The organism is Bradyrhizobium sp. CCGUVB4N (assembly GCF_024199945.1).
In the GTDB taxonomy this organism is placed as follows: Bacteria; Pseudomonadota; Alphaproteobacteria; order Rhizobiales; family Xanthobacteraceae; genus Bradyrhizobium.
The window spans coordinates 724,939-743,090 of record NZ_JANADP010000001.1 but is presented as its reverse complement, the minus strand read 5'-3'; the positions used below and the strand labels follow the sequence as shown (position 1 = coordinate 743,090).

General features: G+C 64.7%; 19 protein-coding genes. 10 read left to right on the top strand and 9 right to left on the bottom strand.

Annotation, left to right across the window (positions count from 1 at the left end; translation table 11 throughout):
• The first annotated feature begins 67 nt into the window (after positions 1 to 67).
• Positions 68 to 1,108 carry a gentisate 1,2-dioxygenase gene (gene gtdA / locus NLM31_RS03485; RefSeq protein ID WP_254191472.1) on the top strand — a complete coding sequence of 347 codons (1,041 nt, stop codon included), beginning with the start codon at positions 68 to 70 and terminating at the stop codon, positions 1,106 to 1,108.
• A gap of 165 nt (positions 1,109 to 1,273) precedes the next feature.
• Here gtdA and NLM31_RS03480 read toward each other — a convergent pair whose 3' ends face one another.
• The 4 genes from NLM31_RS03480 to NLM31_RS03465 all read right to left on the bottom strand — a co-directional run bounded on the left by NLM31_RS03480 (position 1,274) and on the right by NLM31_RS03465 (position 5,408).
• On the bottom strand, positions 1,274 to 2,095 hold the full coding sequence (locus tag NLM31_RS03480; protein WP_254127923.1) for an ABC transporter permease: 822 nt from the start codon (positions 2,093 to 2,095) through the stop codon (positions 1,274 to 1,276).
• A complete protein-coding gene (locus tag NLM31_RS03475) occupies positions 2,088 to 2,861 on the bottom strand; it encodes an ABC transporter ATP-binding protein (RefSeq protein ID WP_254127922.1) in 774 nt (257 codons plus the stop codon). The genes NLM31_RS03480 and NLM31_RS03475 overlap by 8 nt, the downstream gene beginning before the upstream one ends.
• Before the next feature lie 142 nt (positions 2,862 to 3,003).
• Complete coding sequence (locus tag NLM31_RS03470; protein WP_254191471.1) at positions 3,004 to 4,008, bottom strand: ABC transporter substrate-binding protein; 1,005 nt, start codon at positions 4,006 to 4,008, stop codon at positions 3,004 to 3,006.
• 35 nt (positions 4,009 to 4,043) lie between these two features.
• Positions 4,044 to 5,408: an FAD-dependent oxidoreductase gene (locus NLM31_RS03465; RefSeq protein ID WP_254191470.1), complete on the bottom strand. Its 1,365-nt coding sequence runs from the start codon at positions 5,406 to 5,408 to the stop codon at positions 4,044 to 4,046.
• A gap of 111 nt (positions 5,409 to 5,519) precedes the next feature.
• On the opposite strand from NLM31_RS03465, the gene NLM31_RS03460 reads away from it, so the two are divergent.
• Complete coding sequence (locus tag NLM31_RS03460; RefSeq protein WP_254191469.1) at positions 5,520 to 6,404, top strand: LysR family transcriptional regulator; 885 nt, start codon at positions 5,520 to 5,522, stop codon at positions 6,402 to 6,404.
• A 67-nt stretch (positions 6,405 to 6,471) separates the two neighbouring features.
• Positions 6,472 to 6,750 (top strand): hypothetical protein, encoded by a 279-nt coding sequence (locus tag NLM31_RS03455; protein ID WP_254191468.1) that lies wholly within the window; start codon positions 6,472 to 6,474, stop codon positions 6,748 to 6,750.
• 3 nt (positions 6,751 to 6,753) lie between these two features.
• Here NLM31_RS03455 and NLM31_RS03450 read toward each other — a convergent pair whose 3' ends face one another.
• Positions 6,754 to 7,557, bottom strand: a complete 804-nt coding sequence (locus tag NLM31_RS03450) for an enoyl-CoA hydratase-related protein (RefSeq protein ID WP_254191467.1) — start codon at positions 7,555 to 7,557, stop codon at positions 6,754 to 6,756.
• A 157-nt stretch (positions 7,558 to 7,714) separates the two neighbouring features.
• On the opposite strand from NLM31_RS03450, the gene NLM31_RS03445 reads away from it, so the two are divergent.
• Complete coding sequence (locus NLM31_RS03445; protein ID WP_254127916.1) at positions 7,715 to 8,689, top strand: ketopantoate reductase family protein; 975 nt, start codon at positions 7,715 to 7,717, stop codon at positions 8,687 to 8,689.
• 3 nt (positions 8,690 to 8,692) lie between these two features.
• Here the strand turns inward: NLM31_RS03445 and NLM31_RS03440 are convergent, their stop codons facing one another.
• Complete coding sequence (locus tag NLM31_RS03440) at positions 8,693 to 9,391, bottom strand: alpha/beta family hydrolase (protein WP_254191466.1); 699 nt, start codon at positions 9,389 to 9,391, stop codon at positions 8,693 to 8,695.
• 120 nt (positions 9,392 to 9,511) lie between these two features.
• Here NLM31_RS03440 and NLM31_RS03435 point away from each other — a divergent pair, with 120 nt between their 5' ends.
• Positions 9,512 to 10,657 carry an acyl-CoA dehydrogenase family protein gene (locus NLM31_RS03435; protein ID WP_254127914.1) on the top strand — a complete coding sequence of 382 codons (1,146 nt, stop codon included), beginning with the start codon at positions 9,512 to 9,514 and terminating at the stop codon, positions 10,655 to 10,657.
• A 33-nt stretch (positions 10,658 to 10,690) separates the two neighbouring features.
• Here the strand turns inward: NLM31_RS03435 and NLM31_RS03430 are convergent, their stop codons facing one another.
• The gene (locus NLM31_RS03430) at positions 10,691 to 11,671 is read right to left on the bottom strand and encodes a helix-turn-helix domain-containing protein (RefSeq protein ID WP_254191465.1); all 981 of its coding nucleotides are present in this window, start codon (positions 11,669 to 11,671) and stop codon (positions 10,691 to 10,693) included.
• A gap of 158 nt (positions 11,672 to 11,829) precedes the next feature.
• Between NLM31_RS03430 and NLM31_RS03425 the strand changes: the two genes are divergently transcribed.
• Positions 11,830 to 12,555: an alpha/beta fold hydrolase gene (locus NLM31_RS03425; RefSeq protein WP_254191464.1), complete on the top strand. Its 726-nt coding sequence runs from the start codon at positions 11,830 to 11,832 to the stop codon at positions 12,553 to 12,555.
• 8 nt (positions 12,556 to 12,563) lie between these two features.
• Here the strand turns inward: NLM31_RS03425 and NLM31_RS03420 are convergent, their stop codons facing one another.
• A complete protein-coding gene (locus NLM31_RS03420) occupies positions 12,564 to 13,448 on the bottom strand; it encodes a LysR family transcriptional regulator (RefSeq protein ID WP_254191463.1) in 885 nt (294 codons plus the stop codon).
• A 103-nt stretch (positions 13,449 to 13,551) separates the two neighbouring features.
• On the opposite strand from NLM31_RS03420, the gene NLM31_RS03415 reads away from it, so the two are divergent.
• From NLM31_RS03415 to NLM31_RS03400, 4 genes are all read left to right on the top strand, one after another.
• On the top strand, positions 13,552 to 13,980 hold the full coding sequence (locus NLM31_RS03415) for a DoxX family protein (RefSeq protein WP_254191462.1): 429 nt from the start codon (positions 13,552 to 13,554) through the stop codon (positions 13,978 to 13,980).
• Positions 13,981 to 14,000: 20 nt separating this feature from the next.
• Positions 14,001 to 14,462, top strand: coding sequence for a DsrE family protein (locus tag NLM31_RS03410; protein ID WP_254191461.1), 462 nt, complete (start codon positions 14,001 to 14,003; stop codon positions 14,460 to 14,462).
• Positions 14,455 to 15,039, top strand: a complete 585-nt coding sequence (locus tag NLM31_RS03405) for a TlpA disulfide reductase family protein (RefSeq protein ID WP_254127908.1) — start codon at positions 14,455 to 14,457, stop codon at positions 15,037 to 15,039. Before NLM31_RS03410 ends, NLM31_RS03405 begins: the two co-directional genes overlap by 8 nt.
• A 164-nt stretch (positions 15,040 to 15,203) precedes the next feature.
• A complete protein-coding gene (locus NLM31_RS03400; protein WP_254191460.1) occupies positions 15,204 to 16,814 on the top strand; it encodes an ABC transporter substrate-binding protein in 1,611 nt (536 codons plus the stop codon).
• 177 nt (positions 16,815 to 16,991) lie between these two features.
• Here NLM31_RS03400 and NLM31_RS03395 read toward each other — a convergent pair whose 3' ends face one another.
• The gene (locus NLM31_RS03395; protein ID WP_254135198.1) at positions 16,992 to 18,131 is read right to left on the bottom strand and encodes an amidohydrolase/deacetylase family metallohydrolase; all 1,140 of its coding nucleotides are present in this window, start codon (positions 18,129 to 18,131) and stop codon (positions 16,992 to 16,994) included.
• Between the last annotated feature and the right edge of the window lie 21 nt (positions 18,132 to 18,152).

Genomic DNA, 18,152 nt, shown 5'->3' with positions numbered 1-18,152 from the left:
CCGCCATTGACGCTACAAAGATTGTCAGTATGCTGTCAATCTAAGGAAAAACGACGGGAGCCGCGCCATGGAAGCCGTGACCAAGACGCCGGAACGCGAGGCGTTCTACAAGAAGATCGATGGCGAAAATCTCACCGCGCTGTGGACGGTGATGAGCGATCTGATCACGCCGGAGCCGAAGAGCGCCTGCCGGCCGCATCTCTGGAAATTCGACATCATCCGCGACTACATGACGGAAGCCGGCAAGCTCATCACCGCCAAGGAAGCCGAGCGGCGCGTGCTGGTGCTGGAGAACCCTGGCCTGCGCGGCCAGTCCAAGATCACGACATCGCTCTATGCCGGCGTGCAGATGGTGGTGCCCGGCGACGTCGCGCCCGCGCACCGGCACAGCCAGTCGGCCCTGCGCTTCGTGCTCGAGGGCAAGGGTGCCCACACCGCCGTCGACGGCGAGCGCACCGCGATGGAGCCCGGCGACTTCATCATCACGCCGTCGATGACCTGGCACGATCATTCCAACGAGACCGATGAACCGATGTTCTGGCTCGACGGCCTCGATATTCCCTTGGTGCAGTTCTTCGACTGCTCCTTCGCGGAAGGCTCCAAGGAAGACCAGCAGAAGATCACAAGGCCCGCCGGCGACAGCTTCGCGCGCTACGGCCACAATCTGCTGCCGGTCGATGTGAAGCGGTCATCGAAGACCTCGCCGATCTTCAGTTATCCCTATGCCTACACCCGCGAGGCGCTGGAGAAGGCCCGGACGAGCCAGGAATGGGACGCCTGCCACGGGCTTAAGCTGAAATTCAGCAACCCCGAGACCGGCGATTTCGCGATGCCGACCATCGGCACGTTCATCCAGCTGCTGCCCAAGGGCTTCAAGACCGCACGCTACCGCGCGACCGATGCGACCGTGTTCTGTCCGATCGAAGGCCGGGGCCGCAGCCGCATCGGCGATGCCGTTTTCGAATGGGGCCCACGCGATCTGTTCGTGGTGCCGAGCTGGCAATGGGTGGCGCACGAAGCGGATGCGGATGCCGTGCTGTTCAGCTTCTCGGACCGCCCGGTGCAGCAGAAGCTGGATTTGTTTCGGGAAGATCGCGGCAACGCATAAGACAGACTGTTCGCCACATCTTCGGTGTCGTCCCGGCGAAAGCCGGGACCCATAACCCCAGAGCGCAGTTTGGCGAAGGCTCGTAGTTATCTTCGCGGTACGAAGATCGTCATTCCTCGATAGATCACGCGGTATGGGTCCCGGCTTTCGCCGGGACGACGTCAATCACCGCCAATGCAACAACCGCACCTCCAGCCAGCCGATCACCTTCCCTACCACCAGCCCGAACACCGACAGGATCACCACGCCCGCCAGCAGCTGATCGGTCTGCATGAGATTGCCGGCCTGGAGCACGAAGGCGCCGATGCCGTATTGCGCGCCGATCATCTCGGCGCTGACGACGAGGAGCAGCGCGACGGAGGCGGTGATGCGGAAACCGGCGAGGATCGCGGGTAGCGCGCCCGGCCAGACCACCTTGCGAACGATGGTGGCGAAGGGAACGTTGAAACTTTGCGCCATGCGGATGAGGTTGCGCGGCACCGCATCGACGCCGCTATAGACCGAGATCGCGGTCGAGAAGAACACGCCGAGCGCAATGGTCGCGATCTTCGGTTCTTCGCCGATGCCGAGCCAGAGGATCAGAAGCGGCAGCAGCGCGATCTTCGGAATCGGGAACAGCGCCGAGATGAAGGTGATGCCGACGCTGCGCGCCAGTCGCGACAGGCCGATGGCGAAGCCGACCGCAACACCGGCCGCCGTGCCCAGCAGCCAGCCGACACCGATGCGCAGCAGCGACGCCGAGAGATGCTGCCAGAGCGCGCCCGACAGTGCGAGTTCGTAGATCGCCCGCACGATCGCCGAGGGGGCCGGCAGGAACAACGGATTGACGAGGCCTGTGCTTCCCGCCGCCTGCCAGATGGCGATGACCAGCGCGAGCGCGATCCAGCCGCCGAAACGGCTGGAGGCCGGCACGAAGCCCGCGCCGCGAAAGCGGACGCGCCGCGTCGTATCGTCCTTGGCCGGTGTGTCGGTCGCGCGATCAAGCATGCTGGACCTCACGCTCGGCATCGATCGCCTCGTTGCGGATCAGCGACCAGATCTGGTTCTGCAGTGCGAGCAGCTTTTCGCGTGCCGCCGCTTCGCCGCGCTCGGCGCGCGTCATCGGCACCGTCACGACCTCGCGGATGCGGCCGGGCCGCCGCGACAGCACCACGATGCGGTCGGCCAGCCGCGCCGCCTCTTCGAGATTATGCGTGACATAGACCGCGCCCATGCCGCCATCGGCGAGCAGGCGGACGAAGTCCTCCATCAGCAGTTCGCGCGTCTGCGAATCCAGCGCCGACAGCGGCTCGTCCATCAGCAGGATCGCAGGCTTCACTGCGAGCGCGCGCGAAATGCCGACGCGCTGGCGCATGCCGCCGGAAAGCTGCTTTGGATAGGTTTTGCGGAAATCGGTCAGGCCAGTGCGGCGCAGGGCATCCTCGACCAGCGCACGGCGCTGCGCGGCCGAGAGCTGGGTGTGAAGCAGCGGAAATTCGACGTTCTCTTCCACCGTGGCCCAGGGCAGCAATGCAAAATCCTGGAACACGAAGGTCAGCGGATTGAGGCTGTCCGCCGGCGGTGCGCCACGGAGTTCGGGTGCGCCTGAGGTCGGCTGCAGCAAGCCGCCCAGGATCGACAGCAACGTGCTCTTGCCGCAGCCGGAAGGACCCACGATCGCCACCACCTCGCCCGCGCTCACCGTGAACGAGATGTCATCGAGCACGGCGAGATCGCCGAAGCGGTGGGAGATGTGGTTGGCGATCAGGTCCATGTCAGGTCCTCAGTGTCGTCCCGGCGAAAGCCGGGACCCACAACCACCGAGTTGAATTTGGCGAAGACAGGCAATGATCATTTTGCGTCACAACTCCCACCCGGCGTATGGGTCCCGGCTTTCGCCGGGACGACATCGAGCATCAATCCGCCTTCACATAGTCCTTGGCGATGATCGTGTCCGCATCATAGCCCTTGTCGGCAAAGCCCTGCTCCTGGAGCCATTTGATCTGGTTGTCGACGTTCTTGACGTCGAGCTTGCCGTCGGGATCGATATAGGCGCAGTTGCCGACCACCTGCTCCACCGGCAGGTTGGTGTACTTTGCGATGATCTCCAGCAGCGGCTTGGTCTTGTCGTTGATCGGCGCGACGCCGTCCTTCATCGAAGCCAGGATCACGTCGTGATATTCGCGATCGGCTTTCGCGAGGACGCCCAGGAACTTCGTGACCAGCACCTTGTTGGTCAGCGTCTTCGGCGAGGCGAACACCGCGCCCAATTGCCAGGGCGTCTCGTCACCGACCCAGCCCAGGAATTTTGCGCCACCCTCGTCCATCAGCTTGCGTGCGGTGGAGATCGGCAGCAGCGCTGCGTCAACCGTCTCGCCCTTCAGCGCCGCCGCCGCGTTCGAGAGCGATTGCAGCGGCACGATCTTCACGTCCGCGAGCTTGAAGCCGTATTTGTCGGCGAGCAGGCCAAGCGAATAATGGAAGCTCGATCCGACCTGGGTCATCGCGATGCGCTTGCCCGCGAGGTCCTTCGGCGTCTTCAGGCCGGCCGCATAGGCGTTGTTGCTGGCGAAATAGCCGATCAAGGGATAGCCGGCCTTCTCGCGGCTCATGCCGCCGATGACCTTCAGCACGCCCTTGCCGGCGAGATTGTAGAGGCCAGCGGTGAAAGCCGTGACGCCGAAATCGACATCGCCTGAGGTGGTGGCGACCGCGATCGGCTGCGCCGCGTCGAAGAATTTCAGCTCGATGTCGAGGCCGGCCTCGCGGAAATAGCCCTTGTCCTGCGCGATGAAGACCGGCGCGGAGGACGACAGGCGCAGCACGCCGACCTTGGCCTTCAGCGCATCCTCGGCCCTGGCCGTGCCCATCGCCGTCATAGCCAAAAGGCTAAGTGCCGCGACCCGCGCAATCCCGATCATCCCGCTTCCTCCAATAATTCTCTTTTTGCAGTCCGTTACAGGCCCTTTGGCACGGGCTGATCCCGCCCGATGAAGGCGCCCTGTTGTTTCAACGTTTCCTGCAATTTTTCAACCGGTATGTCACGGGGGATCCGGTTTCCGGAGAGCGCTAGCGCAGCGGCGGAACCGGCGGCCTCGCCCATCACGAAACAGGCCCCGGAAACCCGCGCCGCCGACTGGCCCTCGTGGGTCATCGAGGCGCAGCGGCCGGCGACTAGCAGATTGTCTACGCCCTCCGGCACCAGCATGCGATACGGCAATTCGTTGTAGCCGCGCGATTCCGGGATCGGCGGGAAGGTGAAGATGACGTCGCCGGCAACATGGGCCTCGATCGGCCAACCATTGACGCCGATGGAATCCTCGAACGAGGCACAGCCGAGCACATCCTCGCCGCTGAGCTGGTAACCGCCCCTGATGCGGCGGGTCTCGCGGATGCCGAGTTGCGGCGGCAGATCGACGATGTAGGACTTTTCAAAGCCGGGCACGGTGCGCAGGAACTCGAAGGCTGCGAGTGCCTGCTTGCGGCCCTCGATCTCGCCGCGGGTCAGATCGTCGGGCTCGATGCCATTGATGGCGTGGCCATCCTCGCGCGCCACTTGCGTGAAATTCACCCGCCATTCGATGCCGGATTTCTGCGGCCGCACGATCGCGCTCTTGCGCGGGAATTTGTGCGTGCCGGCCGCGGTGGCCTCCTCCATCAATTGCGGGATGGTCCGCCAGGCATCGCCCGCCTTTGCGGGATCGATGCCGTTGAGACGGAGCATCATCGACGGATACATGGGATGACCGTGTTCATCGCCGATGTCGAATGGCGCGCCGGCCCAGACCGCAAGATCGCCGTCGCCGGAGCAATCGATGAAGATCTCCGAGCGTACCGCCTGCCGGCCGGCCTTGGTCTCGACCATCAGGGCGTCGATGCGGCGGTCAGCGCCCATCACGACACCGGCACCGAGCGCATGGAAGAGAATGTGGACCTTGTGGCTCGCCAGCAATTCGTCGGCCGCGATCTTGTAGGCCGCGGTGTCGTAGGCCTGGGCAAAGACCTTGCCGAGGATCAGATGCGGCGCGTTGAGGCCGTTCAGATGGTCGATCCGCGCCAGCAGGTCGGACGCCATGCCCTGCACCAGCCTGACAGCCTCGCCGTAGACGTTGCCGTGCAGGCCGCAGAAATTGGTGACGCCGGCCGCGGTGCCCATGCCGCCGAGGAAACCGTAGCGCTCGATCAGCAGCGTTTTGCGCCCGGCACGTGCTGCCGACGCCGCAGCGACGATGCCGGCCGGGCCGCCGCCGAGCACGACGACTTCATATTCGCCGTAAAGCGGCACCTGGCGCGCTGGTTCTTCGATTGTCGTGGCCCGCATGGCGCGTCCTTCTCCCAAATCTCTTGCTTGGACTGGACTATGAATTAGCGCGGGGCGGGCTACAATCCACCAAAATACGCGATCAGCTTTCGCGAATCGAGAAAGGTCGACATGGACATCCTCGTGAACCTCCAGGCCTTCCTTGCCACCGCGGATGCGGCCGGCTTCTCCGCCGCCGCGCGCAAACTCAATGTCTCGACCTCGGTGGTGGCAAAACGCGTCACGCAGTTGGAGGCGCGGATCGGCACGCCGCTGTTTCACCGCTCGACCCGGCAATTGCGGCTGACCGAGGCCGGACAGCGTTACGTTCACCGCGCCCGCGGCGTCGTCACCGACGCGACAGATCTCCTCTCGCGCATGGGCGAGAAGGGGCACGATCTCGTCGATCACCTCCGCATCAAGGCCCCGACCTCGATGACGGTGGCGCGGCTTGCGGACGCCTTCAGCGCGTTCCAGACGCAGAACCCGAGGCTGAAGCTGGAGATCGTGCTGATCGACCGCCCGGTCGATCCCGTCAGCGAAGGTTTTGACATCGCCATCGGCGCCTTCCCGCATTCCTTCGGCGGCGTGGTCGACGAGCCGCTGGTCCCGTTGAAACGATTGCTGTGCGCCTCGCCGGCCTATTTGAAGACGCACGGCACGCCAAAGCATCCGCGCGACCTCGTCGAGCATCGCTGCCTCAGCTTCATGCCGACCGGGCCCGAATGGATCTTCGATGGTCCACGCGGCCGCATCACCATCCAGGTCAGCCCGCTGCTCTCCTCCAACGAGGGACATGTTTTGGCGCGCAGCGCGATCGCCGGCAACGGCATCGCGCTGATGTCGCATTATCTCGTCGCGGACGCGTTGCGCGACGGCTCGCTAAAGCCGGTGCTGCGTGAGTTTCCGATTCCGGAATTGTGGGTGAAGGCTGCGATCCCCGAGCGGCGACGCAACGCCGCCGCGGTGCAAGCGCTGCTCACTTTGCTGAAAACGTCACTCGCACCGTCGCTGTAAGCCGCATCACGCCGCCGTCACAACATCGCGGTTGCTCTCGCCGGGCGGACCTGAGAGAAGAGCCGCCATGGATTCGACACTTGTGAAATTTGCTCTCGCAGCCCTGACCATCCTCGCGATCTCAGCCGCTCCCGCCGCGGCACTCGAGCAGAACTGCCGCTTCATCCAGGCCAAGCCTGATCGTGAGTCCTGCTACAAGCGGCAGGAAGAGGAGCTCGCGGCGAAGCGTAACAAGCCTGCGCCAGCGGCAACTGACGAGAGCAAGACGCTCGAATCGCTGCGGCAGATGCGGCAGGACGACGACGCCGTCTATCGCAGCATCAACAACATCTGCCGCGGCTGCTGATGCTCAGCCCTTCCCGCCGCCCCACTTCGCCGCCCGCTTCTCGGCGAACGAGGCCAGCCCTTCCGCTGCCTCCGCGCTCTGGCGCTTGAGCGAATGCAGTTGGACGAGCCGCGTGTAGGCCGCATCGTCGACCGCCATTCCGCCGAACGAGCTCTCCAGCGCGAGCCGCTTGGTCTCGGCCATTGCCTCCGGACCATTGGCGAGCAGCTGCTCCACCACCTTGCTGCCTGCGGCATCGAGATCGGCAAGCGGCACCACCTCATGGACGAGACCGATGCGGCGGGCGTCTTCGGCGCCAAAGCGTTCGCCGGTCAGCGCGTAACGGCGGACTTGCCGTACACTAATGGCGTCGCAGAGCTGCGGGATGATGATCGCGGCGGTCAGGCCCCAGCGCACCTCGGTGATCGAGAACAGGGCGTTGTCGGCGGCGACCACGACGTCGCAGGCCGCGATCACGCCGGTACCGCCACCAAAGCAGCCGCCCTGCACCAGTGCCACGGTGGGAATCGGCAACGTGTTGAGCCGCTGCACGGCCTCGAACGTCGCCCGCGACGCCGCCTCGTTGGCCTCCGCCGATTGCGGGCGGACGCCGTTGATCCATTTGAGGTCCGCGCCCGCCTGAAAGTGCTTGCCGTTGCCCTTGAGGACGACGACGCGCAGGTTTGGCTTCTTGCCGAGCTCGTCCATGGCCGCGAGCACGCCCGAGATCAGGGCGCCGTCATAGGCGTTGTTGACCTCGGGCCGGTTCAACGTGACGGTCGCAACCCCACGCTCGTCGAGGGTCCACAGGACGGGGCTGGCAGTCATCGGCGATCCTCCGGTCGTTCGTTTGGCGCGCACTATGGCCGAGGCAACGCGTCCCGATCCATATCTTTCCAGCGTGGGGCGGCCGCGTCCATCGCATGGCGGCTTGTGTCATGCTGCCGCCGGGCGGCGACTTGGGATCAGGGACGGGACATCATTTATGCGCATCTGCATTTTCGGCTCGGGCGCCGTCGGAAGCCATCTTGCGGTCAGGCTCGCACGCGCCGGCCACGAGGTCTCATGCGTGATGCGCGGCGCGCATCTCGAGGCGGTGCGCGCCAACGGCCTGAAGCTGCGGGTCGGCGATTCCGAGGTCTCGGCCAAGGTGAACGCCTCCGGCGATCCGGCCCAGCTCGGCCCGCAGGATGTGGTGATCTCGACACTGAAGGCCACGGCGCTGACCGGGCTGGTCTCCAGCCTCAAGCCGCTGCTCCAGGACGACACTGCCATCGTGTTCGCCCAGAACGGCATTCCCTGGTGGTACGGCATCGGCCTGCCGCCGCGGCATCCGACGCCGCCGGACATTTCCTTCCTCGATCCGGGCGGCCGCCTGCGCGCCTGCATCCCGAAAGAGCGGATCATCGGCGGGGTGATCTTTTCCTCCAACGAGGTGACCGCGCCCGGCGTGGTGCAGAACCTGACGCCGGACCGCAACCGCCTCCTGATCGGCGAATGCGACGACCGCAATTGCGAGCGCATCACGAAGCTGCGCGGCGTCTTCAACGATGCACGGCTGGAATCGCCGCCGGTGGCCGATATCCGCGAAGCGATCTGGTCAAAGCTGCTGACCAACATGTCGCTGTCGGTGCTGTGCCTGCTGACCGGCCAGACCGCGCGCGGCGTGCGCGACGACCCCGCCTTCGCCGAGGTCATCCCGCGCATGTTGACCGAGGCGAACGACATCGCCCAGCACTTCATCCCCGAGGTCAAGCGCGTGACGCGCAGCGGCCCCGCCCCCAACCACAAGCCGTCGCTGCTGCAGGATTACGAGCTCGGCCGCGCCATGGAGATCGACGTGCTGGTGAAGGCCCCTGCTGCGTTCGCGCGCACCGCCGGCCTGTCGACGCCGACGCTTGATCTCATCGCCGCGCTCGCGATCCAGAAGGCGCGCGACAAGGGCCTCTATTCCGCCTGAGCCTCAGCCAAGCTTGTCGATCCAGGCCGCAAGCGTATCGAGCACCTCCGCGAGCGCCTCCTCATTGGTACGGCCGGACCTCTTCGGCACGGCGAAGGAGTGATCGCCGCCTTCGACCTCATGCAATTTCGCGTTCGCGCCGAGCGCAGCGACGACGGGCCTGAGCAGGCCGAGATCGGCGAGCCCATCGCGCGTGCCCTGCAGGAACAGCATGGGAATCCCGACATGGGCGAGATGCTCGGCACGCTCCGTCGACGGCTTCTTGTCGGCATGCAGGGGAAAGCCGAGGAAGGCGAGCCCCTTCACACCCGGCAGCGGCGCCTTGGCCTGCGCCTGCGACGTCATGCGCCCGCCGAACGATTTTCCGCCGGCGATCAGCTTCAACCCGGGACACAGCCGCGCCGCCTCCGCGACAGCCGCGCGGATCGTGGCATGCGCGACCGCCGGCTGATCCGGACGGCCCTGCTTGTTTTCCATGTAGGGAAAATTGAAGCGGAACGTCGCAATGCCTCTGTCTGCGAGGCCAACTGCAATCTTGTCCATCGACGCATGCCGCATGTCGGTACCGGCGCCGTGCGCCAGCACGTAGCACGCGCGCGCATTGTCTGGCCGCATCAGGATCGCGGAGATCTTGCCGATGCGCTCGATGTCGAACTTGAGCTCTTTGATTTTGACGGCTTGCGTTTTGACAGTCACAATCAACCATCCCGACAGACACGTTTCCGGCCGCCTTGGTAGCGTCACCGGCGCAGCCTGAAAACACAATAATTACCGCATCGGACTGGCCTACCAAGCCGGCAAGCCGCATCAACCGAGGTAATCATGTCCTACCGCTCCTCCTGGATGACCGAAGAGCTCGACGTCTTCCGCGACCAGTTCCGGAAATATCTCGCCAAGGATCTGGCGCCGCATGCCGAGAAATGGCGCGAGCAGAAGATGGTCGACCGCTTCGCCTGGCGCGGGCTCGGCGAGATGGGCGCATTGCTGGCGAGCGTCCCGGAGGAATATGGCGGCCTGGGCGCGACCTTCGCCTATGACGCCGCCGTGCTGGACGACCTCGAAAGCACGGTGCCGGAACTGACCACCGGCGTCTCCGTGCACAGCGCCATCGTCGCACATTACATTCTGAACTACGGCTCGGAGGAGCAGAAGAAGCGCTGGCTGCCGAAGATGGCCTCGGGCGAAATGGTCGGCGCCGTCGCCATGACCGAGCCCGGCACCGGCTCGGACCTTCAAGCCGTCAAGACAACGGCGAAGAAGCAGGGCAATTCCTACGTCATCAACGGCCAGAAGACTTTCATTACCAACGGCCAGGCCGCCGACCTCGTCATCGTGGTCGCGCGCACCGGCGAGGCCGGCGCCAAGGGCATCTCGCTGCTCGTGGTCGAGACCGCGGGCGCCGACGGCTACAAGCGCGGGCGCAACCTCGACAAGATCGGCCTGCACGCCTCCGACACGTCGGAGCTGTTCTTCGACAACGTCACGGTGCCGCCGGAAAACCTGCTCGGCAAAGAGGAGGGCCAGGGCTTTGTCCAGCTGATGCAGCAATTGCCGCAGGAGCGCCTCGCGCTCGCGGTCGGCGCCGTCGCCGCGATGGAGCGCGCGGTCAAGCTCACCGTCGACTACACCAAGGAACGGAAAGCATTCGGCAAGCCGCTGATGGATTTCCAGAACACCGCCTTCACGCTCGCCGAGCGCAAGACGGAGGCGATGATCGCGCGCGTCTTCGTCGACTGGTGCATCGAGCGCCTGGTCGCAGGCGACCTCGACACCGTCACCGCGTCGATGGCGAAATACTGGTGCTCGGACAAGCAGGTCCAGACCGCCGACGAGTGCCTCCAGCTGTTCGGGGGCTACGGCTATATGCAGGAATATCCGATCTCGCGCATCTTCATCGATTCCCGCATCCAGAAGATCTATGGCGGCACCAACGAGATCATGAAGCTGCTGATCGCGAGATCCTTATAATCAGGTCGCTGTAGAGCTTACCTCGCCCCGGTGCTACCGCGCCCGCCAGTCACCCGGGCGGCAACCAAAACGCTGCTTGAAGCGCCGCGTGAAATGGGAGAGGTCCGAAAAGCCCCAGTCGAACGCAATGGCGCCGATCGCGCGGCCGCCCAGCGCCGAATCCTTCAGGTCCGCCGCCGCGCCCACGAGGCGGCGATCCATCACATAGTCCGAAAACGTCGTGCCGGAGCGCTCGAACAGCTTGTGGACATAGCGCTCGCTGATGCCGACCGCGCCCGCGACCGCCGCGACCGTCAACCCCGGCTCGCGCAACCGCTCGTGAATGGCGCGGCGCAGCGCCAATACGGTGGCATCCGCGAAGCTTGCGGCTTCCGCCGTCTGCGCCCGCGAGCGGCGCGACAGGCTGAGCGCAACGAGATCGAGCAGCACGTCGAACAGCCGAACGCTGTCCTCCTCCGCCATCCGCAATGCGCCGGCATTCAGCGAACGCGCGGTCTCGACGATGAGATGGCCGACATGCGGATCGTCGGACACGCGCTCGGCCCTGAAATCGAACGAGGGCGGCAGCCGGTCGCGCAAGGCACGCGACGGCACCCAGAACGAAGCGACCTCCAGCGTCGGACCGCGATCGTGCAACAACGTCACCTCGCGGTCGCTATCAATGATACCGACCTGGCCACGCGACAGGCTGACCTCGCGGCCATCCTGAAGCATGCGGCATCGCCCGGCGAGCTTGAAGTTGAGATAGAAGCAGCTCTCTCGCGACGCCGCGATGTCGGCACGTGAGCGATTCACGGTGTGCTCGGGAAACACCACCCGGTTGATTGCTCCGGCACCCAGGGCGATCGTCTCCACCTTGGCCGGGAAGCGTGATGTCGTCGCCGATTCCGGCGTCAGGTTCATGAAGGCCTGGCAGATCGCCTCGCGGTAATAAGAAAACTGCTCGTCCGGCCGGGTCTCGGCGGTGTTCCAGACGACGTACCGCGGCCGGCTTGTGGAATTGACCTGCTGCATCGGTTCACTCCGAGACCAATCCGGTTCACTTCCAGCCAAGCGGAAAACGGCCAGCCGGTTCACACTTCGCACAACAAGAATTGTCCGCCGCGCCTCGCGAGCGCCGCAAAGGACCCCATCCATGCCGATCTAACCACATCCTGCGGAGAAGCCACAACATGTCGACCTACGTTCTCGTCCACGGCGCCTGGCACACCGGTGCCGAGTTCGAGCCCGTCGCGGCCCCGATCCGCGCCGCCGGCCATCAGGTCTACCTCCCGACGATCAAGGGCAACCGCCCGGGCGACGCCAAGACGACGGGGTTGAAGGAGGCGATCCAGTCGATCGCCGACTATCTTGCCGAGAACAATCTGAAAGACGTCATTCTGCTCGGCCATTCCTATGGCGGCATGATCATCACCGGCGTCGCCGACCTCGCACCGGAGCGGATTCGCCGGTTGGTCTATTGGAACGCCTTCGTTCCCAACAACGGCGAATGCCTCAACGACATGGTGCCGCCGCACTATGTCGGGCTGTTCGACATGATCGCGGCCGAGCGTGGCGACGGTTCGGTGGTGCTGCCTTTCCCGATCTGGCGCGAGGCCTTCATCAACGATGCGGATGCCGAGACGGCGCAGCGCGCCTATGACGTGCTCAATCCGCATCCGCTGGCGACCTTCAGCGACAAGATCACGCTCAAGGCCAACCCGGCCGAGATGCAACTGGCAAAGTCCTACATCAACTGCACCGAGGACACCGCGCTGCCGCACAGCTATGGCTGGCATCCGCGGCTGTCGGAGAAGCTCGGCCTGTTCCGCCTGGTGCAGGTGCCGGGAAGCCACGAGCTGTGCTTCTCCGATCCGGCACGCCTCGCCCGGGCGATCATGGAAGCGGGGCGCGACTAGCGCGCACGCTATCTCATCCGCTTGTCGGCGGCGACGAAGTCGATGAAGGTCCTCACCTTCGCGGAAAGGTATTTGCGGCTCGGATAGACCGCGAACAGCTTTCCGACGAAGATGATGTGCTCGGGCATGACGTGTTCGAGACGCCCGGTGGCGATGTCGTCGGTGACCAGCCATTTCGGCAGGAACGCGAGACCCATGCCTTCCAGCGCGGCCATGTGCAGCAGCGTTTCATTGCCGCTGCGCAGCACCGGATTGAGCTTGATGGTCTCCGTGCCGTGCTCGCCGGCGAAAGAGAAGCTCTCGCCGGGATAAAGTGCATAATGCAATAGCGCCTGGCCGGCGATATCGGCCAGCTTGGTTGGGCGCCCGGCGCGTTTGAGGTAGGCGGGCGCCGCAACCATGTAGAACGGCACGTTGGTGATCGGACGCGCGATCAGCGACTCGTCCGGCGCACCGGTCGCGCGCAGCGCGAGATCAAATCCCTCCTCGACCAGATTGACCAGCCGCCCGCTGAGATCGACGTCCAGGCACACTTCCGGGTAGCGCGCCTGATAGTCGGCGAGGATGCGCGTGAACATCGTGTTTGCCATCCACACCGGCGCGGTCAGCCGCAGCGTGCCGCGGGGAACGACGGTCGCCTTGCTGACGGCGGCTTCGACCTCGTCGAGCGAGTCCAGCATCTGCCGGGCCTGCTCGAAATAGAGCGTGCCGCTCTCGCTCAGGCTGACCCGCCGGCTGGTCCGGTTGAGCAGCCGCGTGCCCAGCCGCTTCTCGAGCTGCATTACGTGCTTGCTCGCCATGGCGGGCGATATGCGCAGGCGTTCGGCGGCGGCCGCAAAGCTCTTCAGCTCCGCAACCAGGCAAAACACCCTCATGCTGACCAGCGAATCCATGAGATCATCAACATCCAGGAAATGAATCACTGCCGGAACATATAATGATCAAATGAATGGAAACCATCAAATGGTGGCAACCCGCTCATTTTGGAGAACCACCATGTCCACCACCGCTCTTGAAACCCCCACCTCCGGCCGCGCCCTTCGCATCGGCCTCTGGGCCGCGCAGATCCTCATCGCCTTCGCCTTCATCGGGGCGGGGCTGGTCAAGCTGACCACGCCCATTCCGCAGTTGGCCGCGATGATGCCCTGGGCCGGCCAGTATTCCGAAACCTTCGTTCGCTCCATCGCGCTGATCGATCTCGCCGGCGGGATCGGCATCATCCTGCCCGCCCTGACGCGGATCCTGCCGCGACTGACGGTGCTCGCCGCGCTCGGCTGCTCCGTCTTGCAGGTGTTTGCTCTGGTCTTCCACATTTCGCGCGGCGAGGCCGAGGTCACGCCTCTGAACGTGGTCCTGCTGGCTCTCAGCCTGTTCGTGCTGTGGGGACGCAACAGCAAGGCGCCGATCGCGCCGCGCCAGTTCTGACCCGCGGAAATACCGCGGTCATGATCTCTGGCAACGGATGGTCCCGCAGGGGCCTGCTCGCCGGCGCATCGATCCTCACGGCCGGCGGCCCAGCCGCGGCCAGGGAGGCCCGCCTCGCGGACGGCGTCGTGATCCTGATCGACAGCAACGAACCTTACGTGATGGGACACGCGATCAGCTACTCGGCCAATTTGGCAAAGCACTTTGCCGACAAGGGCGCGCGGTTGCTGATCGAGGTCGTCGCCAACGGCAAGGGTATCGACGTCTTCCGGACCGACAAGACGCCACTGGTCGAGCCACTGGCGACGCTGCGGCAGTCGCTGCCCAACCTCACCTACAGCATGTGCGCATCGTCAAAGGCGATCGCGGAAGCCAAGGAGCAGGTCTCGATTCCGCTGATACCGGGTGCGAGCCTCGTCCCCTTCGGCATCGGACGCGTCGTCGATCTGCAACTCAAGGGTTTTGCCTATATCCATGCGTGAAAGACCTCGTGCGTTATCCCGGCGATCGCTCCTGATCGCCGCGCCGGCGCTTTTCGCTTCCGCGCCCGCGATCCGTGCGCAGGACAGCTGGCCACCGGTGTTCGAGGCCGGCCGCAGCCAGTTCACGGTCGTGCGGCCACGAGCGGCGATGCCGCAGCTCAGGCTTCAGGATCCGAACGGCCGGGATGCCGTGGTGACTGCGAAGCCGGGCCGCATCACCCTGGTCAACTTCTGGGCGACCTGGTGCGCAGCCTGCCGGCTCGATCTGCCGACGTTGGCGCGCCTTGCGGGATCGCGGCCCGATCGGCTCGACATCGTCGCGATCTGCACCGACACCAGGGATTTTCGCAAGATCCGCGCCTTTCTCGGCAGCCTCGCCGTGCAAAACCTCGCCTGCTATGTCGATGCCTACGGCGCAGCGGCGCAAGCATCGACCGAGATGTTCTCGATCGTCGGCATGCCCATCACCTATCTGGTCGGGACGAGCGGCCATGTCGAGGGATACATCGCAGGAGCGCCCGAGTGGCTCTCGCCCGCGGGCGCGCGCCTGCTGCAATTCTATCGCGAGCAAGCCTAGACCGAGCCAGCTTGCCGTCGCGCCACCGGTTCCGATGGCCCCTGCTCGACCGCAAACGAAGTCGGATTTGCGGGACACCCCTCATTGCAAGGCAGGGCGGCAAACCATACGCTGCCCGCCATCGGCAGCCGCCGTCTGGTCTGCTTGCATCGGGAGAATTGCGAATGGTTCACGTCTCGCGACGGAAACTGCTTCAGCTTGCGGCTGTTACACCATCGGCACTTACCGCTGCCTGGACGTCGGCTGCATCGGCTGCGACCGGAAAGAAGATCCTGACTGCAGTGATGCAATCGGACCTTCGCGTCACCGACCCCGGCTTCACGACGGCCATCATCACCCGCGACCATGGCTACATGGTCTACGATACGCTGCTCGGCATCGATTCCACCTTCAAGGTGCGGCCGCAGATGGCCGACTGGACGGTGTCCACGGACGGGCTGACCTACACCTTCACCCTGCGCGACGGCCTGAAGTGGCATGACGGCGCGCCGGTGACGGCGGAGGATTGCGTCGCCTCGCTGAAGCGCTGGGGCACGAGCGTCGACGGCATGGCGCGCAAGCTGATGGACTTCACGGCCGGCATCGAGGCCGCAGACACCAGGACGATCGTCCTCAAGCTGAAGGAGCCCTATGGCCTGGTGCTGGAGACGATCGCCAAGCCATCGTCGATCTGCGCCTTCATGATGCCCAAGCGGCTTGCGGAGACCCCGATCACCAAGCAGATTCCCGAGCAGATCGGCTCCGGCCCGTTCAAATTCGTCGCGGGCGAATTCCAGCCCGGCGTGAAAGCCGTCTACGAGAAGAACACCGACTATGTGCCGCGCAAGGAGCCGGCCGAATGGACATCGGGCGGCAAAGTGGTGAAAGTCGACCGGGTCGAATGGATCACGATGCCGGACGCGCAGACCGCGCTCAACGCGCTGCAATCGGGTGATGTCGATTTCGTCGAAACGCCGCCCTTCGACATGCTGCCCGCGCTCGAATCCAATCCGGATGTCAACGTGACCATCCTGAACAAGTTCGGCTTCCAATCGTTCGGCCGGATGAACTTCCTGCATCCGCCGTTCGATAATGTGAAGATTCGCCGCGCCGCGCTGCTCGCGATCAACCAGAAGGACGTGCTCGACGCCCAGATCGGCAATCCCAAATACTACAAGCTCTGCGGCGCATTCTTCATCTGCGATACGCCGCTGGCCAGCGACGCCGGCGGCGAGACCCTGATCAAGGGCAACGGCATGGCGGACGCCAAGAAGGCCCTGGCCGAATCCGGCTATGACGGCACGCCCGTGGTGATCCTGGCGCCAGGCGACCAGATCCTGCTGAAAGCGCAGCCGATCGTGGTCGCGCAGCTCCTGCGCGAGGCCGGCTTCAAGGTCGACCTTCAGGCGATGGACTGGCAGACCGTGGTCACCCGCCGCGCCAACCAGAAGTCGCCGAAGGAAGGCGGCTGGAACATGTTCTTCACATACCAGGGCGCCGCCGATTCGATGAACCCGCTCGTCAATGGCGCGATGGTCGGCAAGGGCAAGGAGGGCGGCTGGTTCGGCTGGTCCGAGGACCCCAAGCTCGAAGAGCTGCGCGACGCCTTTGCCCGCGCCGCCTCACCGGAAGATCGGAAGAAGATCGCCTTCGCCGTGCAGAAGGAGGCCTACGATCAGGTGATCTACGTCCCGCTCGGCCAGTTCCAGGCGCCGAGCGCATGGCGCAAATCGCTCACCGGCGTCATCGACGGCCCGGCGACGCCGATGTTCTGGAATGTTGACAAGAACGAGTAGGCTGTTCTCCCTCTCCCCGTTCTTACGGGGAGAGGGTTGGGGTGAGGGGCTGCTTCCGCAAACACGGTGAGAGTTAGACTCGCGGAGAGTCCCCCTCACCCGGAATTTGCTCTCGCAAATTCCGACCTCTCCCCGCAGGCGGGGAGAGGCGAAACTCCGCGACGTCTTGTGCTCCGCCTAATTCGGATGCCACCAGCGGCCGCCGATAACGACGCCTTCGGAGACGATCTTCTTGTCGCCGATGAGGTGCTCGCCGACGACGTCCTCATAGTCGAACTGGCCCTGCTTCACCGAGATCAGCGTGGCGTCGCCGACGCTGCCCGGCTTGAGGCTGCCGAGCTCGGGCCGTCGCAACGCCATCGCGGCGTTCTCGGTCGAGGCCGCAATCACGTCCGACAGCGACATACCCATGCAGAGGAATTTCGACATGGTCGTCACCTGGTCGAAGGCCGGCCCGTCGATGCAGAGCTGATGGATGTCGGAGGAGATCGTGTCCGGGTAGAAGCCGTTGGCGAGCATGGCGCGCGCGGTCTTGAACGCGAACGAGCCCTTGCCGTGGCCGATATCGAACAGCACGCCGCGCTCGCGCGCATCCAGCACCGCCTTTTTCACGGTGCCCTGCGCGGTCGCCGGCGAATTCGGGAACGGACGGAACGCATGGGTCAGCACGTCGCCGGGACGCAGGCGCGCCAGCACCTCTTCATAGGTCGGCGGCGGATGGTCGATATGTGCCATCAAGGGCATGCCGACCTCGTCGGCAACCTGGAGCGCGATATCGAGCGGCACGGCGCCCGAGGTGCCCGAGGAGTGCAGCCCGACGCGCACCTTGATGCCGACGATGACATCGCGGTTGGCGTCCGCCACCTTCGCCGCCTCGATCGGATTCATCAACCGCAATTCCTCGCTCTCGCCGACCATGATCCGGTGCGAGAAGCCGAAAATGCCGGCATGGGAGACGTGCAGGTATGCGAGGATGCGGACCTGGCTCGGCTCGATCACATGCTTGCGGAAGCCGGCGAAATTGCCGGGGCCGGCGCTGCCGGTGTCGACCGAGGTGGTGACGCCGGAGGCGCGGCAGAATTCCTCGGCATCGATGCCGAGCGAGGTGCCGCCCCAATAGACGTGGGTGTGGAGATCGATCAGGCCCGGCGTCACGATGAACTGCGAGACGTCGCGCACGTCTGTGCCCGGATCCGCCTTGAGCCCGCTGCCGACGGCAGCGACCTTGCCACCGGAAAAGGCGACATCGGTCACCGCATCGAGCTTCTGCGAGGGGTCAACGACCCGTCCGCCGCGCAGGATCAAATCGAAAGGCATCATTGTCTCCGAATGTGGGCA

Bases quoted from the DNA above. Each gene is read 5' to 3' on its own strand.
- gtdA (WP_254191472.1), top strand. From the start codon at position 68: ATGGAAGCCGTGACCAAGACGCCGGAACGCGAGGCGTTCTACAAGAAG.
- NLM31_RS03480 (WP_254127923.1), bottom strand. From the start codon at position 2,095: ATGCTTGATCGCGCGACCGACACACCGGCCAAGGACGATACGACGCGG.
- NLM31_RS03475 (WP_254127922.1), bottom strand. From the start codon at position 2,861: ATGGACCTGATCGCCAACCACATCTCCCACCGCTTCGGCGATCTCGCC.
- NLM31_RS03470 (WP_254191471.1), bottom strand. From the start codon at position 4,008: ATGATCGGGATTGCGCGGGTCGCGGCACTTAGCCTTTTGGCTATGACG.
- NLM31_RS03465 (WP_254191470.1), bottom strand. From the start codon at position 5,408: ATGCGGGCCACGACAATCGAAGAACCAGCGCGCCAGGTGCCGCTTTAC.
- NLM31_RS03460 (WP_254191469.1), top strand. From the start codon at position 5,520: ATGGACATCCTCGTGAACCTCCAGGCCTTCCTTGCCACCGCGGATGCG.
- NLM31_RS03455 (WP_254191468.1), top strand. From the start codon at position 6,472: ATGGATTCGACACTTGTGAAATTTGCTCTCGCAGCCCTGACCATCCTC.
- NLM31_RS03450 (WP_254191467.1), bottom strand. From the start codon at position 7,557: ATGACTGCCAGCCCCGTCCTGTGGACCCTCGACGAGCGTGGGGTTGCG.
- NLM31_RS03445 (WP_254127916.1), top strand. From the start codon at position 7,715: ATGCGCATCTGCATTTTCGGCTCGGGCGCCGTCGGAAGCCATCTTGCG.
- NLM31_RS03435 (WP_254127914.1), top strand. From the start codon at position 9,512: ATGTCCTACCGCTCCTCCTGGATGACCGAAGAGCTCGACGTCTTCCGC.
- NLM31_RS03430 (WP_254191465.1), bottom strand. From the start codon at position 11,671: ATGCAGCAGGTCAATTCCACAAGCCGGCCGCGGTACGTCGTCTGGAAC.
- NLM31_RS03425 (WP_254191464.1), top strand. From the start codon at position 11,830: ATGTCGACCTACGTTCTCGTCCACGGCGCCTGGCACACCGGTGCCGAG.
- NLM31_RS03420 (WP_254191463.1), bottom strand. From the start codon at position 13,448: ATGGATTCGCTGGTCAGCATGAGGGTGTTTTGCCTGGTTGCGGAGCTG.
- NLM31_RS03415 (WP_254191462.1), top strand. From the start codon at position 13,552: ATGTCCACCACCGCTCTTGAAACCCCCACCTCCGGCCGCGCCCTTCGC.
- NLM31_RS03410 (WP_254191461.1), top strand. From the start codon at position 14,001: ATGATCTCTGGCAACGGATGGTCCCGCAGGGGCCTGCTCGCCGGCGCA.
- NLM31_RS03405 (WP_254127908.1), top strand. From the start codon at position 14,455: ATGCGTGAAAGACCTCGTGCGTTATCCCGGCGATCGCTCCTGATCGCC.
- NLM31_RS03400 (WP_254191460.1), top strand. From the start codon at position 15,204: ATGGTTCACGTCTCGCGACGGAAACTGCTTCAGCTTGCGGCTGTTACA.
- NLM31_RS03395 (WP_254135198.1), bottom strand. From the start codon at position 18,131: ATGCCTTTCGATTTGATCCTGCGCGGCGGACGGGTCGTTGACCCCTCG.